Origin of the sequence: Pseudomonas sp. LTGT-11-2Z (assembly GCF_003691445.1) — a bacterium.
GTDB lineage: Bacteria > Pseudomonadota > Gammaproteobacteria > Pseudomonadales > Pseudomonadaceae > Aquipseudomonas > Aquipseudomonas monteilii.
This window is the reverse complement of sequence record NZ_CP033104.1, coordinates 4,699,588-4,715,142: the sequence shown is the minus strand read 5'-3', so window position 1 is coordinate 4,715,142 and position 15,555 is coordinate 4,699,588. Positions and strand designations below refer to the sequence as shown.

Sequence of the window (15,555 nt, the reverse complement as noted above, 5' to 3'; positions counted from 1 at the left end):
CTGCTTCATGTCTCAAGCCATCGTCGTCGCGGCGCTGTACAAGTTCGTCACCCTGGAAGACTACGTCGAGCTGCGTGAGCCGCTGCTCAAGGCCATGCTCGACAACAACGTCAAAGGCACCCTGCTGCTGGCCCACGAGGGCATCAACGGCACCGTGTCGGCCACCCGCGAAGGCATCGATGGCCTGCTGGCCTGGCTGCGCAACGACCCGCGCCTGGTCGATGTCGACCACAAAGAGTCGTACTGCGACGAACAGCCGTTCTACCGCACCAAGGTCAAGCTCAAGAAAGAAATCGTCACCCTCGGCGTGCCAGGCGTAGACCCCAACCAGGCGGTCGGCACCTATGTCGAGCCCAAGGACTGGAACGCCCTGATCAGCGATCCGGAAGTGCTGCTGATCGACACCCGCAACGACTACGAAGTGGCCATTGGTACCTTCAAAGGTGCCATCGACCCCAAGACCGAGACCTTCCGCGAGTTCCCGGAGTACATCAAGGCCAACTTCGACCCGAGCAAGCACAAGAAGGTGGCCATGTTCTGCACCGGCGGCATCCGTTGCGAAAAAGCCTCCAGCTACATGCTCGGTGAAGGCTTCGAGGCGGTCTATCATCTTAAGGGCGGTATCCTAAAATACTTCGAGGAAGTGCCTCAGGAAGAAAGCCTGTGGGACGGCGACTGCTTCGTCTTCGACAACCGCGTCACGGTGCGCCATGACCTGAGCGAAGGCGAGTACGACCAGTGCCACGCCTGCCGCCACCCGATCAATGCAGAGGAGCGCGCGTCCGAGCACTATTCGCCAGGGGTCAGCTGCCCGCATTGCTGGGACACCTTGAGCGAAAAGACCCGGCGCAGTGCCATCGACCGGCAGAAGCAGATCGAGCTGGCCAAGGCTCGCAACCTGCCGCACCCGATCGGTTACAACTACAAAGCCGAGGCTTGATGCATGTCTGCACGCCTGATCTATGTGATGGACCCGATGTGCTCCTGGTGCTGGGGTTTCGCGCCAGTGGCGGCGGCCCTGATCGCCCAGGCGCGTGAGGCCGGTATCGCCACCCGTCTGGTGGTGGGCGGGCTGCGCACGGGTGGCAGTGCGCTGGACAGCTCTACCCGCAAGTACATCCTCGAACACTGGCAGGCGGTGGCCGACGCCACCGGCCAGCCGTTCCGCTTCGAGGGGGCCATGCCCGACGGCTTCGTCTACGACACCGAACCGGCCTGCCGCGCCCTGGTCACGGCCCGCGAGCTGGACGCCGAGCGCGTCTGGCCGCTGCTGGCGCTGATTCAGCGTTCGTTCTACGAGCAGGGCGTGGATGTGACCACCGCGCCGCAGTTGGTCGAGCTGGCCGAACAGGCGGGCTTCGACCGTGCCGTGTTCGCCGAAACCTTCGCCCGTGCCGATACCCGTGCGGCCACTGCGGCCGACTTCAGCTGGGCACAGGACCTGGGTATCGCCGGTTTCCCAACCTTGCTGGCCGAGCGCAACGGCCAACTGGCCCTGCTGACCAACGGCTACCAGCCGCTGGAGCGCCTGCAACCCTTGCTCGGCCGTTGGCTGCAGCAGGCCGCCTGTGCTTGATGTGCCTGGGTCACCCGACCCGGTACCGGGCAAGCCATACACTGCGGCCGATCGACTGAGTTGGGCGGAAATCCGCCGCCTTGCCCTGCACCACAAGCAAAACCTCTGGTCCGCCAACCTCATCGCTGTGCTGGCGGCGTGTTGCAGCGTGCCCATTCCGCTGCTGCTGCCGCTGCTGGTAGATGAAGTGCTGCTGGGCCATGGCGATGCCGCGCTGAAGTGGATGAACCACCTGCTGCCGTCCAGCTGGCAGGTGGCCGCTGGCTACATCGGCCTGATGCTGGCGCTCACCCTGTGCCTGCGCCTGGCGGCGCTGGCGTTCAACGTGATCCAGGCCAAGCTGTTTGCCGGCTTGGCCAAGGACATCGTCTACCGCCTGCGAATTCGCCTTATAGAGCGGCTCAAGCGCATTTCGCTGAAGGAATACGAAAGCCTGGGCAGCGGCACGGTAACCACTCACCTAGTCACCGACCTGGACACCCTCGACAAGTTCGTGGGCGAAACCCTCAGCCGTTTCCTGGTGGCCATGCTGACGTTGACCGGCACGGCGGCAATCCTGATCTGGATGCACTGGCAGCTGGCGTTGCTGATCTTGCTGTTCAACCCGCTGGTGATCTACTTCACCGTGCAGCTGGGCAAGCGCGTCAAACATCTGAAAAAGCTCGAAAACGACAGCACCGCGCGTTTTACCCAGGCGCTGGCGGAAACGCTCGATGCCATCCAGGAAATCCGTGCCGGCAACCGCCAGGGCTACTTCCTGGGCCGCCTTGGCCTGCGTGCCCGCGAAGTGCGCGACTACGCCGTTGATTCACAGTGGAAAAGCGATGCCAGTGGCCGTGCCAGCGGCCTGCTGTTCCAGTTCGGCATCGACATTTTCCGTGCAGCAGCCATGCTCACCGTGCTCTTCTCCGACCTGTCGATCGGCCAGATGCTGGCGGTGTTCAGCTACCTGTGGTTCATGATCGGCCCGGTGGAACAGCTGCTCAACCTGCAATACGCCTACTACGCCGCTGGCGGTGCGCTGAGCCGCCTCAACGAGCTGCTGGCACGTGCTGACGAGCCGCAGTACCCGGCCGCCTGCGACCCGTTCACCGGGCGCGACACGGTGGGCATCGAGGTGCGCGACTTGCGTTTTGCCTATGCCGACGAGCCAGTGCTGGATAACCTGGACCTGTCCATCGCCCCGGGTGAAAAGGTGGCGATTGTCGGTGCCAGTGGTGGCGGCAAAAGCACCTTGGTGCAACTGTTGCTGGGCCTCTATAGCGCCCAGGCCGGTACCATCCGCTTTGGCGGTGCCAGCCTGCAGGAAATCGGCCTGGAAACCCTGCGTGAAAACGTGGCGGTGGTGTTGCAGCACCCGTCACTGTTCAACGACACCGTGCGCGCCAACCTGAACATGGGCCGCGACTGCAGCGACGACGCCTGCTGGCAAGCGCTGCGCATCGCTCAGCTGGATGCCACCATTGCGGCCTTGCCGCAGGGCCTGGACAGTGTGGTGGGGCGTTCCGGCGTGCGCTTGTCCGGCGGCCAGCGTCAGCGCCTGGCCATCGCCCGCATGGTGTTGGCCGAGCCCAAGGTGGTGATTCTCGACGAGGCCACCTCGGCGCTGGACGCTGCCACCGAGTACAACCTGCATCAGGCATTGGCGCGCTTCCTCAGCGGCCGTACCACGCTGATCATCGCCCACCGCCTGTCGGCCGTGAAACAGGCCGACCGGGTGCTGGTATTCGATGGTGGGCATGTGGCCGAAGAGGGTGGCCACCAGCAGCTGATTGCCGAGGGTGGGTTATACGCCAAGCTTTATGGGCACCTGCAGCAAAGCTGACGTTCAAACTGTACAAATCCCCCGATTCCCTGTCATAAAAATCCCCTCCACAACGATGGCAGATGGCCTACGCTGTGCTTGTCTGGGTTGATTTGCGCCTTATCTGCTCTGTGACAGGGAATCCATGAAGGGACATCGCACTCTAGAAGCGCCAAAGTTGCTCGGCATCACCTGGCCCTTCATCGCCGTTGTGGTCTTCCAGGTAGCGTTGGGCAGCCTCAGCCTTTATACGCTGTCGGCCGTGCGCGCCTATGTCGCGGGCGAAAGCCTGTGGTCCAAGGCCCAGAAAGACGCCATTTACTACCTTAACCTGTACGCCGAAACCCGCGACGACAGCACCTATCAGCGCTATCGCCAAGCCATTACCGTGCCGCAGGGTGACCACCAGTTACGCGAGGTGCTCGACCAGCCCAACCCTGATCTGGATGCGGCGCGCCGGGCGGTGCTGAAGGGTGGCAACCACCCCGACGATGTCGAGCGGATCATCTGGTTCTACCGCAATTTCCGCAACATCAGCTATATGCAGACAGCCATCGACTACTGGGACATTGGCGACGATTACTTGGCCAAGCTCGATGTGCTGGCTGGCGAGATGCGCCAGAGCTTTGCCACTGGCCCGCTAGACGCCCAGGCAGTGAGTGCCTGGAAGGCCCGTATCGTCACCATCAACGAGGGTGTCACACCCGCCGCCAAGGCGTTCAGTGATGCGCTGGGTGAAGGCTCGCGCATGCTGTTGCGGGTGCTGCTGATCACCAACCTGCTGACGGCCATGTTCCTGATTACCATCGCCTGGCGCCGCTCCAGCAAGCTGCTGGCCCAACGGCAAGCCTTCGCCAGTGCCCTGCAGGAGGAAAAGGAGCGGGCACAGATCACCCTGCAGGCCATTGGTGATGCGGTGATCACCACCGATGTGGAGGGCAGTATCGGCTACATGAACCCGGCCGCCGAGCAACTGACCCATTGGCAGTCTGGTCAGGCTCAGGGCCTGCCGTTGTCAGCGCTGTTCAGCCTGGTAGACGAGCAGGCTGAAGAAGATGGCAGCAGCCTGGTCGAGCAGGTGCTTAGCGGTAGCCTCAAAGGCGGCGCGGAGCATGCCCGGCTGATTCAGCGCCTGGATGGCAGCACCGTGTCGATCAACCTGGTAGGCTCGCCCATCGTCAGCGATGGCCAGGTCAGCGGCATCGTACTGGTACTGCATGACATGACCCAGGAACGCCAGTACATCGCCAACCTGTCCTGGCAGGCCACCCACGATGCCCTGACCGGCCTGGCCAACCGCCGCGAGTTCGAGTACCGCCTGGAGCAGGCGCTCAATGACCTGGCGCGCCAGGGTGGGCGGCATTCGCTGATGTTCCTTGACCTCGACCAGTTCAAGCTGGTGAACGACACCTGCGGCCACGCCGCCGGTGACGAGCTGCTGCGGCACATCTGCGCCGTGCTGCAATCCGGCCTGCGTGAAGGCGATACCCTGGCGCGGCTGGGGGGGACGAATTTGGCGTACTGCTGGAAAACTGCCCGCCCGACCAGGCCGAGCGCATTGCCGAACAGTTACGCCAGATGGTGCAGAGCCTGCATTTCGTGTGGAAGGGGCGGCCGTTCGTCACCACGGTCAGTGTTGGCCTGGTGCATATGGCCCAGGCCCCCGGTACCCTCGAAACCTCGCTGCGCGCTGCCGACATGGCCTGCTACATGGCCAAGGAAAAGGGGCGCAATCGCGTGCAGGTGTACCACGCCGATGACAGCGAGCTGTCCATGCGCTTTGGTGAAATGGCGTGGATCCAGCGCTTGCATGTGGCCCTGGAAGAAAACCGCTTCTGCCTGTACGCCCAGGAAATTGCCCCGCTGAAAACGTTCGAAGGCCCTGGCCATATCGAAATCCTGCTGCGCCTGTACGACGAAAGTGGTCGTACCATTCTGCCCAGCAGCTTCATTCCGGCAGCCGAGCGCTATGGCCTGATGACCGCGCTGGACCGCTGGGTGGTGCGCAATGTGTTCCAGGTCATCCGCCAATGCCTGGACGAAGGGCGTGAAGGGCCGCTGTCGATCTGCGCGATCAACCTCTCAGGGTCGAGCATCGGCGATGACAAGTTTCTCGAGTACCTGCAGCGGCTGTTTGTCGAATACGCCATCCCGCCACGGATGATCTGTTTCGAAATCACCGAAACCAGCGCCATTGCAAACCTGGGTAGCGCCATCCGCTTCATCAACGAGTTGAAGGGGCTGGGCTGCCGCTTCTCGCTCGATGATTTTTGCGCTGGCATGTCTTCGTTCGCCTACCTCAAGCATTTGCCCGTGGATTTCCTGAAAATTGACGGCAGTTTCGTCAAGGACATGCTCGACGACCCGGTCAACCGAGCCATGGTCGAGGTCATCAACCATATCGGCCATGTCATGGGGAAACGCACCATCGCCGAGTTCGTCGAAACACCCTTGATCGAGCAGGCCCTACAGGAAATAGGCGTGGATTACGCCCAGGGTTACCTGATCGAACGCCCTCAGGTGTTCACCTGTGACAGTCTGCAGCGCCAACGGATCGCCGCCCGGCCTCTGTTGCAGCGCGCACCTGGCACGTTTCGCTAGCTAGAAATCACAAGGATCAAGGAGCTGAAAGTGATTGATGCATTCGTTCGTATCGGGCCTTTGATGGACCCCGCCAGCTACCCCCAGTGGGCCCAGCAACTGATTGAAGACTGTCGCGAAAGCAAGCGCCGGGTGGTCGAGCATGAGTTCTATGCGCGCCTGCGCGATGGCCAGCTCAAGCAGTCGACCATTCGCCAGTACCTGATCGGTGGCTGGCCGGTGGTGGAGCAGTTTTCACTGTACATGGCCCACAACCTGACCAAGACCCGTTATGGGCGGCACCAGGGCGAAGACATGGCGCGGCGCTGGTTGATGCGCAATATCCGGGTTGAGCTGAACCACGCCGACTACTGGGTGAACTGGTGTCAGGCGCATGGCGTACACCTGCATGAGTTGCAGGCCCAGGAAGTGCCGCCCGAGCTGAACGGGTTGAACGACTGGTGCTGGCGCGTGTGCGCTACCGAGAACCTGGCCATTTCCATGGCGGCGACCAACTACGCCATCGAAGGGGCTACCGGGGAGTGGTCGGCGGTGGTGTGCTCGACCGACACCTATGCACTGGGCTTCCCGGAGGACCAGCGCAAGCGGGCGATGAAGTGGCTGAAGATGCATGCCCAGTATGACGATGCGCACCCGTGGGAGGCGCTGGAGATCATCTGTACCCTGGCGGGCGAGAACCCGACGCTGGGGCTACGCACCGAGCTGCGCAGGGCGATTTGCAAGAGTTACGACTGCATGTTCCTGTTTTTGGAGCGGTGCATGCAGCTGGAAGGGCGCCAGCAGGGCCGCCTGCGGCCGGCGTTGGCAGCGGGCTGATCTGATCTGCTGTCCCGGCCTCTTCGCGGGTAAACCCGCGAAGAGGCCGGGACAGGTTTATTGGGCGTTGAACGCCTGCCCATTCACCCCGGTGCTGTCCGGCCCCATCAGGTACAGGTACACCGGCATGATCTCTTCGGGCAGCGGGTTGTTCTGCGGGTTCTCGCTGGGGTAGGCCTGGGCGCGCATCGCCGTGCGCGTGGCGCCCGGGTTGATGCTGTTGGAACGCACCGGTGCCACGCCTTCCAGCTCGTCAGCCAGGGTCTGCATCAGCCCCTCGGTGGCGAACTTCGACACGCCATAGGCGCCCCAGTAGGCCCGCCCCTTGCGCCCGACGCTGCTGCTGGTGAACACCACCGAGGCGTCTTGCGACAGTTTCAAAAGCGGCAGCAGGGTGCTGGTGAGCATGAAGGTGGCATCGACGTTGATGTGCATCACGCGCATGAAGTTGTCGCCCGACAACTGCTCCAGCGGCGTGCGTGGGCCAATGATCGAGGCATTGTTCAGCAGGCCGTCCAGGCGGCCAAACTGATCCTCGATCATCACCGCCAGCTCGTCGTACTGGTGGGGCAGGGCGGTTTCCAGATTGAACGGGATGACCACCGGTTGCGGATGCCCGGCGGCCTCGATCTGGTCGTAGACCTCGTTCAGGTTGGCCTCGGTCTTGCCCAGCAGCAGCACGGTGGCGCCCAGTGCGGCGTAGGCCTTGGCGGCAGCGGCACCGATGCCGCGGCCGGCACCGGTAACCAGGATGACCCGGCCTTGCAGCAGGTCGGGGCGGGCGGTGTAGTCGAACATGGTAGGTCCTTCGTGTTCGTTGGCGGGGGTCAGCAGCCGCACAGCGCGCTGTCGATCACTTTGCGCAGTTCCAGCGGGTGGTCCACCACCACGTCGGCACCCCAGTTGTTAGGGTTGTCCTCTGGATGAATATAGCCGTAACGCACCGCCGCCGTGCGGGTGCCGGCGTCGCGGCCAGACTCGATGTCGCGCAGGTCGTCACCGACGAACAGCACGCTGGCCGGGTCCAGGTCCAGGGTCTTGCAGGCCAGGATCAGCGGCTCGGGGTCGGGCTTGCTGTTTTTCACATGGTCCGGGCAGATCAGCAAGGCCGAACGCTCGGCCAGGCCCAGCTGCTGCATGATCGGCTCGGCGAAACGCACCGGCTTGTTGGTGACCACGCCCCACACCAAGTTGCCTTTCTCGATGTCGGCCAGCAACTCGGCCATGCCGTCGAACAGCTTGCTGTGCACCGCGCAGTCGCGCTGGTAGCGCTCCAGGAACTCCAGGCGCAGGGCCTCGAAGCCTTCGGCTTCCGGGTCCATGGCAAACGTGGCGGCTACCATGGCGCGGGCGCCGCCCGAAATCACGCCACGGATCAGGTTGTCGTCAACGGCCGGCAGGCCGCGCTCGGCGAGCATGGCCTGGCAAATGGCGATGAAGTCTGGCGCCGTGTCTAGCAAGGTGCCGTCCATGTCGAAGAGTACTGCTCGCAAACGCATGCTCATTCCTCGCGCAGGGTCTGGATCATGTAGTTGACGTCGACGTCGCTGTTGAGCTTGTAGTGCTTGGTCAGCGGGTTGTAGGTCAGGCCGATGATGTCTTTGACTTCGAGGCCGGCAGCGCGGCTCCATGCGCCCAGTTCGGATGGGCGGATGAACTTCTTGAAGTCGTGGGTGCCGCGCGGCAGCATCTTAAGGATGTACTCGGCGCCGACGATGGCCAGCAGGTAGGCCTTGGGGTTGCGGTTGATGGTGGAGAAGAACACCTGGCCACCCGGCTTGACCATGCGGTAGCAGGCGCGAATCACCGAAGACGGGTCGGGCACGTGCTCGAGCATTTCCAGGCAGGTCACCACGTCGAACTGTTCGGGCATTTCTTCGGCCAGGGCTTCGGCGGTAATCTGCCGGTATTCCACCTGCACGCCGGACTCCAGCTGGTGCAGTTGGGCCACGGCCAAGGGGGCTTCGCCCATGTCGATACCGGTCACCGTGGCACCACGCAGGGCCATGGCTTCGCTGAGGATGCCGCCGCCGCAGCCGACGTCCAGCACCTTCTTGCCGGCCAGGCTGGCGCGTTCGTCGATCCAGTTGACGCGCAGCGGGTTGATTTCGTGCAGCGGCTTGAACTCGCTTTCGCGGTCCCACCAGCGGTGGGCCAGCGCTTCGAACTTGGCGATTTCGGCGCGGTCGACGTTGCTCATTGAACAGTCCTCTGAAACTTCGCAAAATTGCGCCGGAGTATACCCGAGCGCTCGGCCCCGAGGGTCGCTATAATCGCCGGCTTTTGATATCCGAACGACGGGGAGAGGCGATGCGCGAGCGACTTTTGGCGGCGGAGAAGGTGACCGGGATCCGCTGGCAGGGCGGCGTCTTGCACCTGCTCGACCAGCGCCTGCTGCCCTCGGATGAACGCTGGCTGGCCTGCGACAATGTCGCGCAGGTGGCGGCGGCGATCCGTGACATGGCGGTGCGCGGGGCCTCGGCCATCGGCATTGCCGCCGCTTACGGCCTGGTGCTGGCCCTTGAAGAGCGGCTGGCCGAAGGTGGCGATTGGGAAATGGACCTTGAAGAGGACTTCCTCTGCCTCGCCGAGGCGCGTCCCACCGCAGCCAACCTGTTCTGGGCGCTGAACCGCATGCGCGAGCGCCTGCAGCGTCTGCGCCCGGATGAAGATGTGCTGGCAGCACTGGAGGCCGAAGCCGTGGCCATCCATGAAAGCGACCGTGAAGCCAACCTGACCATGGCCCAGCAAGGCATCGAGCTGATTCGTCGTCACCAGGGCAATGCCCAGACCCTGCTCACCTACGGCAATGCCGGTGCGCTGGCCAGCGGCGGCTTTGGTACCGCGTTGGGGGTGATCCGCGCCGGCTACCTCGAAGGCATGGTCGAGCGGGTGTATGCCGGCGAAACCCGCCCCTGGCTGCAAGGCTCGCGCCTGACCGCCTGGGAGCTGGCCAACGAAGGCATCCCGGTCACCCTGTGCGCCGACTCGGCGCTCGCCCACCTGATGAAGACCAAAGGCATCACCTGGGTGGTGGTGGGCGCGGATTGCATCGCTGCCAACGGCGACGTGGCCAGCAAGATCGGCACCTACCAGCTGGCGGTCAGCGCCATGCACCACGGTGTGCGCTTCATGGTGGTGGCGCCGAGCACCAGCATCGACCTGAACCTGGCCACTGGCGAGGATATTTCGCTGGAAGAGCGCGCGGCCGACGAACTGCTGGACATTGCCGGGACCCGGGTGGCGCCGGATGTGGAGGTGTTCAACCCGGTGTTCGACGTGACCCCGGCCGACCTGATCGACGTGATTGTGACCGAGCGAGGCATTGTCGAGCGCCCGGATACCGCCAAACTGGCGCAGTTGATGTGCCGCAAGCGGTTGCACTGAGGGCGTAGGGCGGCAGAGGATTCACGGCAAGCACACCCGTGCCACATCTCCCCACCGCCCCCGCCTTTGTGATAACATCCGGCAGTTTCCAGGACCGCCCATCACGGCGGCCTTCATTGCGCAGATCCATGGCACAACTCATTGATTTGTCGTAAGTCGTCGCACCCTTATGCGCTGCGGCGGCGAGCTTCGTTCGGCCCTTGATGGAGCTGCGAAGTTTCACCAGAAAAAGGAATCAGGCTTCTCATGGGCGAACTGGCCAAAGAAATCCTCCCGGTCAATATCGAAGACGAACTGAGACAGTCTTACCTCGACTACGCGATGAGCGTGATTGTCGGGCGAGCGCTGCCCGATGCGCGTGACGGCTTGAAGCCCGTGCATCGTCGCGTTCTCTATGCGATGAGCGAACTGGGCAACGACTGGAACAAGCCGTACAAGAAATCCGCCCGTGTGGTCGGTGACGTGATCGGTAAGTACCACCCGCACGGCGACACTGCGGTCTACGACACCATCGTGCGTATGGCCCAGCCGTTCTCGCTGCGCTATCTGCTGGTCGACGGCCAGGGCAACTTCGGTTCGGTGGACGGCGACAACGCCGCAGCCATGCGATACACCGAAGTGCGCATGACCAAGCTGGCCCACGAGCTGCTGGCCGACCTGCACAAAGAAACCGTCGACTGGGTGCCCAACTACGACGGCACCGAGCAGATCCCGGCGGTCATGCCGACCCGTATTCCCAACCTGCTGGTCAACGGTTCTAGCGGTATCGCCGTGGGCATGGCGACCAACATCCCGCCGCACAACCTCGGTGAAGTCATCGACGGCTGCCTGGCGCTGATCGACAACCCGGAAGTCACCATCGATGAGCTGATGCAGCACATCCCGGGCCCGGATTTCCCGACTGCGGGCATCATCAATGGTCGCCAAGGCATCATCGAGGCCTATCGTACCGGCCGTGGCCGCATCTACATGCGTGCCCGTTCCGAAATCGAAGACATCGACAAGGTCGGCGGCCGCCAGCAGATCGTCGTGACCGAGTTGCCGTACCAGCTGAACAAGGCGCGTCTGATCGAAAAGATCGCCGAGCTGGTAAAAGAGAAGAAGATCGAAGGCATCACCGAGCTGCGCGACGAGTCCGACAAGGACGGCATGCGCATCGTCATCGAGCTGCGTCGCGGCGAGGTGCCGGAGGTGGTGCTCAACAACCTCTATCAGCAAACCCAGCTGCAGAGTGTGTTCGGTATCAACGTGGTGGCCCTGGTCGACGGCCGTCCGCGCCTGCTCAACCTCAAGGACCTGCTCGAAGCGTTCGTCCGTCACCGCCGTGAAGTGGTGACCCGCCGTACCGTGTTCGAGCTGCGCAAGGCCCGCGAACGCGGCCACATCCTTGAAGGCCAGGCGGTCGCGCTGTCCAACATCGACCCGGTCATCGCCCTGATCAAGGCCTCGCCGACGCCGTCCGAAGCCAAGGAAGCCCTGGTTTCCACGCCGTGGGAATCCAGTGCCGTGCAGGTCATGGTCGAGCGCGCCGGCGCCGATTCCTGCCGCCCTGAAGACCTGCCAGAGCAATACGGCCTGCATGACGGCAAGTATTTCCTGTCGCCAGAGCAGGCTCAGGCCATTCTCGACCTGCGCCTGCACCGCCTGACCGGCCTGGAGCACGAGAAGCTGCTGGCCGAGTACCAGGAAATCCTCGAGCAGATCGGCGAGCTGATCCGCATCCTCAGCAGCGCCGAGCGCCTGATGGAAGTGATCCGCGAAGAGCTGGAAGCCATCCGTGCCGAATACGGCGATGCCCGACGTACCGAAATTCTCGATGCGCGCCACGACCTCAGCTACGGCGACATGATCCCGGAAGAAGAGCGTGTGGTCACCATCTCCCACGGCGGCTACGCCAAGACCCAGCCGCTGTCCGCCTACCAGGCCCAGCGCCGTGGCGGCAAAGGCAAGTCGGCTACCGGGGTGAAGGACGAGGACTACATCGAGCACCTGCTGGTTGCCAACAGCCACGCTACCTTGTTGCTGTTCTCCAGCAAGGGCAAGGTGTACTGGCTGAAAACCTACGACATCCCTGAAGCGTCCCGCGCTGCTCGCGGTCGCCCGCTGGTCAACCTGCTGCCGCTGGAGGAGGGTGAGCGCATCACTGCCATGCTGCAGATCGACCTTGAGGCCCTGCAGCAGAGCGCTGGCGCCGAAGAAGAGCTGGACGAGGCGGAAGATGCCGTGCTCGAAGGCGAAGTGGTCGAGGCCGAGGAAGTCGACGAAGAAGACGGCGATACCCCTGAGTGGGTGGCCGAGCCGACTGGCGCCTACATCTTCATGGCCACCGCTTCGGGGACCGTGAAGAAGACCCCGCTGGTGCAGTTCGCCCGTCCGCGCTCCAACGGCCTGATTGCCCTCAAGCTGAAAGAAGGTGACACCCTGATCGCTGCCGCCATTACTGACGGCGCCAAGGAAGTCATGATGTTCTCCGACGCCGGTAAGGTGATCCGCTTCGCTGAAAGCGTGGTGCGCGAAATGGGCCGTAACGCCCGTGGCGTACGCGGCATGAAGCTGGGCAAGGGGCAGCAGATCATTTCCATGTTGATCCCGGAATCGGGTGCGCAGATCCTGACTGCCTCCGAGCGTGGCTTCGGCAAACGCACCCCGCTGTCCAAGTTCCCGCGTCGCGGCCGCGGTGGTCAAGGTGTGATCGCCATGGGGACCAAAGGGCGCAACGGTCTGCTGATCGGCGCTATCCAGGTGCAGGAAGGCGAAGAGATCATGCTGATCTCCGACCAGGGTACGCTGGTGCGTACACGGGTGGGTGAGGTGTCCAGCTTGGGCCGTAACACCCAGGGCGTGACCTTGATCAAGCTGGCTACCGGCGAGACGCTGGTTGGCCTGGAGCGTATCCAGGAGCCTTCCGAGGACGAACTCGACGATGTGATCGAGACGGACGAAGAGGGTGTCGAGGCTGAGGCGCCAGACAACGAAGAAGCTGCTGGCGCCGAAGAGGCCCCGCAGGAGTAAGCAAGCGTAAACCCGAGCGGGGCGACCAAGGTCGCCCCGTTTGACTGTGTAGGCGCGGGCTTGCCTGTGATCCTGCATGGGTAGCGGTCACTGAATTACGAATTTGTACTATTTGGCAGAGCGAGAGTGGATGTGAGCAAACGAGCCTTTAACTTCTGCGCAGGCCCTGCCGCGCTTCCTGACGCTGTTTTGCAGCGCGCCCAGGCCGAAATGCTGGACTGGAACGGCAAGGGCTTGTCGGTGATGGAAATGAGCCATCGCAGCGACGACTACGTGGCCATCGCCGAAAAGGCCGAGCAGGACCTGCGTGACCTGCTGTCCGTCCCCTCCAACTACAAGGTGCTGTTCCTGCAGGGCGGCGCCAGCCAGCAGTTCGCTGAAATCCCGCTGAACCTGTTGCCGGAAAACGGCACTGCCGACTACATCGAAACCGGCATCTGGTCGAAAAAAGCCATCGAAGAAGCGCGCCGCTTCGGCAATGTCAACGTCGCCGCCAGCGCCAAGCCTTACGACTACCTGGCGATCCCGGGCCAGAACGAGTGGAGCCTGACCAAGAACGCCGCCTACGTGCACTATGCATCCAACGAGACCATCGGTGGCCTGCAGTTTGATTGGGTGCCAGAAACCGGTGACGTCCCGCTGGTGGTCGACATGTCGTCCGACATCCTCTCGCGCCCCATCGACGTGTCGCAGTACGGCCTGATCTACGCCGGTGCGCAGAAGAACATCGGGCCGAGTGGCCTGGTGGTGGTGATCGTGCGTGAAGACCTGCTGGGTCATGCCCGCAGCAGCTGCCCGACCATGCTCGACTACAAGGTTTCAGCTGACAACGGCTCGATGTACAACACCCCGGCCACATACTCCTGGTACCTCTCGGGCCTGGTCTTCGAGTGGCTGAAAGAGCAGGGTGGCGTCGACGCCATGGAGCAGCGCAACCGCGCCAAGAAAGAGCGTCTGTACGGCTTTATCGACAACAGCGACTTCTACACCAACCCGATCAGCCACAACGCCCGTTCGTGGATGAACGTGCCGTTCCGCCTGGCTGACGAGCGCCTGGACAAGGCCTTCCTCGCCGGTGCCGATGCCCGTGGCCTGCTCAACCTCAAGGGCCACCGCTCGGTGGGCGGCATGCGCGCTTCCATCTACAACGCCCTGGGCCTGGAAGCAGTGGAAGCGCTGGTGGGCTACATGGCTGAATTCGAGAAGGAGCACGGCTGATGTCCGAACAGGAACTCAAGGCGCTGCGCGTACGCATCGACAGCCTCGACGAGAAAATCCTCGAGCTGATCAGCGACCGCGCCCGTTGCGCCGAAGAAGTGGCCCGGGTCAAGACCGCCTCGCTGAAAGAAGGCGAGAAGCCGGTGTTCTACCGCCCTGAGCGTGAGGCAGCGGTGCTCAAGCGTGTGATGGAGCGCAACAAAGGCCCGCTGGGCAACGAAGAGATGGCGCGGCTGTTCCGCGAAATCATGTCCTCGTGCCTGGCCCTGGAAGAGCCGCTGAAAATCGCCTATCTCGGCCCTGAGGGTACTTTCACCCAGGCGGCGGCCATGAAGCACTTTGGTCACGCGGTGATCAGCCGCCCGATGGCAGCCATCGACGAAGTGTTCCGTGAAGTGGCGGCCGGTGCTGTCAATTTCGGCGTGGTGCCGGTGGAAAACTCCACCGAAGGCGCTGTCAGCCATACCCTGGACAGCTTCCTTGAGCACGACATGGTGATTTGCGGCGAGGTCGAGCTGCGTATCCACCACCACCTGCTGGTGGGCGAAAATACCAAGACCGACAGCATCACCCGTATCTACTCCCACGCTCAGTCGCTGGCCCAGTGCCGCAAGTGGCTGGACGCGCACTACCCGAACGTGGAGCGCGTCGCTGTATCGAGCAATGCCGAGGCCGCCAAGCGCGTCAAGGGTGAGTGGAATTCGGCGGCGATCGCCGGTGATATGGCGGCCAACCTGTATGGTCTGACTCGCCTGGCCGAGAAGATCGAAGACCGCCCGGACAACTCCACGCGCTTCCTGATGATCGGCAACCAGGAAGTGCCGCCGACCGGCGACGACAAGACTTCGATCATCGTTTCGATGAGCAACAAGCCCGGTGCCTTGCACGAGCTGCTGGTGCCGTTCCACCAGAACGGCATCGACCTGACCCGCATCGAGACCCGCCCGTCGCGCAGCGGCAAGTGGACCTACGTGTTCTTCATCGATTTCGTTGGCCACCACCGCGACCCGTTGATCAAAGCGGTGCTGGAGCAGATCAGCCAGGAGGCTGTGGCGCTGAAGGTGCTGGGCTCTTATCCGAAGGCGGTGCTTTGATTTGAAAGTGTTGGGGCTGCAACGCAGCCCCAATGGCCTTCACAGGC

The 15,555-nt window shown here is 63.0% G+C and carries 12 protein-coding genes and 1 pseudogene; 10 read left to right on the top strand and 3 right to left on the bottom strand.

All coding sequences use genetic code 11. The features are described 5' to 3' along the window. Window positions 1-7: 7 nt before the first annotated feature. From D8767_RS22150 to D8767_RS22130, 6 genes and pseudogenes are all read left to right on the top strand, one after another. Window positions 8-940, top strand: a complete 933-nt coding sequence (locus D8767_RS22150) for a rhodanese-related sulfurtransferase (RefSeq protein WP_016715011.1) — start codon at window positions 8-10, stop codon at window positions 938-940. Between the two features lie 3 nt (window positions 941-943). Then, complete coding sequence (locus tag D8767_RS22145; RefSeq protein ID WP_016715012.1) at window positions 944-1,576, top strand: DsbA family protein; 633 nt, start codon at window positions 944-946, stop codon at window positions 1,574-1,576. Beyond that, the gene (locus D8767_RS22140; protein ID WP_016715013.1) at window positions 1,569-3,401 is read left to right on the top strand and encodes an ABC transporter ATP-binding protein; all 1,833 of its coding nucleotides are present in this window, start codon (window positions 1,569-1,571) and stop codon (window positions 3,399-3,401) included. The genes D8767_RS22145 and D8767_RS22140 overlap by 8 nt, the downstream gene beginning before the upstream one ends. A gap of 124 nt (window positions 3,402-3,525) precedes the next feature. Then, window positions 3,526-5,066: pseudogene (locus D8767_RS29780) on the top strand (diguanylate cyclase domain-containing protein); the annotation flags it as partial. A gap of 87 nt (window positions 5,067-5,153) precedes the next feature. After that, window positions 5,154-5,981, top strand: coding sequence for an EAL domain-containing protein (locus tag D8767_RS29775; RefSeq protein ID WP_371059019.1), 828 nt, complete (start codon window positions 5,154-5,156; stop codon window positions 5,979-5,981). Between the two features lie 30 nt (window positions 5,982-6,011). Next, window positions 6,012-6,797: a TenA family transcriptional regulator gene (locus D8767_RS22130; protein WP_016715014.1), complete on the top strand. Its 786-nt coding sequence runs from the start codon at window positions 6,012-6,014 to the stop codon at window positions 6,795-6,797. A gap of 57 nt (window positions 6,798-6,854) precedes the next feature. On the opposite strand, the gene D8767_RS22125 is transcribed toward D8767_RS22130, so the two are convergent. The 3 genes from D8767_RS22125 to ubiG are packed head-to-tail and all read right to left on the bottom strand — an operon-like array spanning window position 6,855 to window position 8,997. Continuing rightward, a complete protein-coding gene (locus tag D8767_RS22125) occupies window positions 6,855-7,595 on the bottom strand; it encodes a YciK family oxidoreductase (protein ID WP_020371284.1) in 741 nt (246 codons plus the stop codon). A gap of 29 nt (window positions 7,596-7,624) precedes the next feature. Then, window positions 7,625-8,296 (bottom strand): N-acetylmuramic acid 6-phosphate phosphatase MupP, encoded by a 672-nt coding sequence (gene mupP, locus D8767_RS22120; RefSeq protein ID WP_016715016.1) that lies wholly within the window; start codon window positions 8,294-8,296, stop codon window positions 7,625-7,627. Between the two features lie 2 nt (window positions 8,297-8,298). After that, complete coding sequence (gene ubiG, locus D8767_RS22115; protein WP_016715017.1) at window positions 8,299-8,997, bottom strand: bifunctional 2-polyprenyl-6-hydroxyphenol methylase/3-demethylubiquinol 3-O-methyltransferase UbiG; 699 nt, start codon at window positions 8,995-8,997, stop codon at window positions 8,299-8,301. A 110-nt stretch (window positions 8,998-9,107) separates the two neighbouring features. Here ubiG and mtnA point away from each other — a divergent pair, with 110 nt between their 5' ends. The 4 genes from mtnA to pheA all read left to right on the top strand — a co-directional run bounded on the left by mtnA (window position 9,108) and on the right by pheA (window position 15,508). Beyond that, window positions 9,108-10,184, top strand: a complete 1,077-nt coding sequence (gene mtnA / locus D8767_RS22110) for an S-methyl-5-thioribose-1-phosphate isomerase (RefSeq protein ID WP_016715018.1) — start codon at window positions 9,108-9,110, stop codon at window positions 10,182-10,184. 246 nt (window positions 10,185-10,430) lie between these two features. Further along, window positions 10,431-13,196: a DNA gyrase subunit A gene (gyrA, locus tag D8767_RS22105; RefSeq protein WP_121757556.1), complete on the top strand. Its 2,766-nt coding sequence runs from the start codon at window positions 10,431-10,433 to the stop codon at window positions 13,194-13,196. A gap of 132 nt (window positions 13,197-13,328) precedes the next feature. After that, window positions 13,329-14,414: a 3-phosphoserine/phosphohydroxythreonine transaminase gene (gene serC, locus D8767_RS22100; RefSeq protein ID WP_028698676.1), complete on the top strand. Its 1,086-nt coding sequence runs from the start codon at window positions 13,329-13,331 to the stop codon at window positions 14,412-14,414. Next, window positions 14,414-15,508 (top strand): prephenate dehydratase, encoded by a 1,095-nt coding sequence (gene pheA, locus D8767_RS22095; RefSeq protein WP_016715021.1) that lies wholly within the window; start codon window positions 14,414-14,416, stop codon window positions 15,506-15,508. The genes serC and pheA overlap by 1 nt, the downstream gene beginning before the upstream one ends. The last annotated feature ends 47 nt before the right edge of the window (window positions 15,509-15,555 follow it).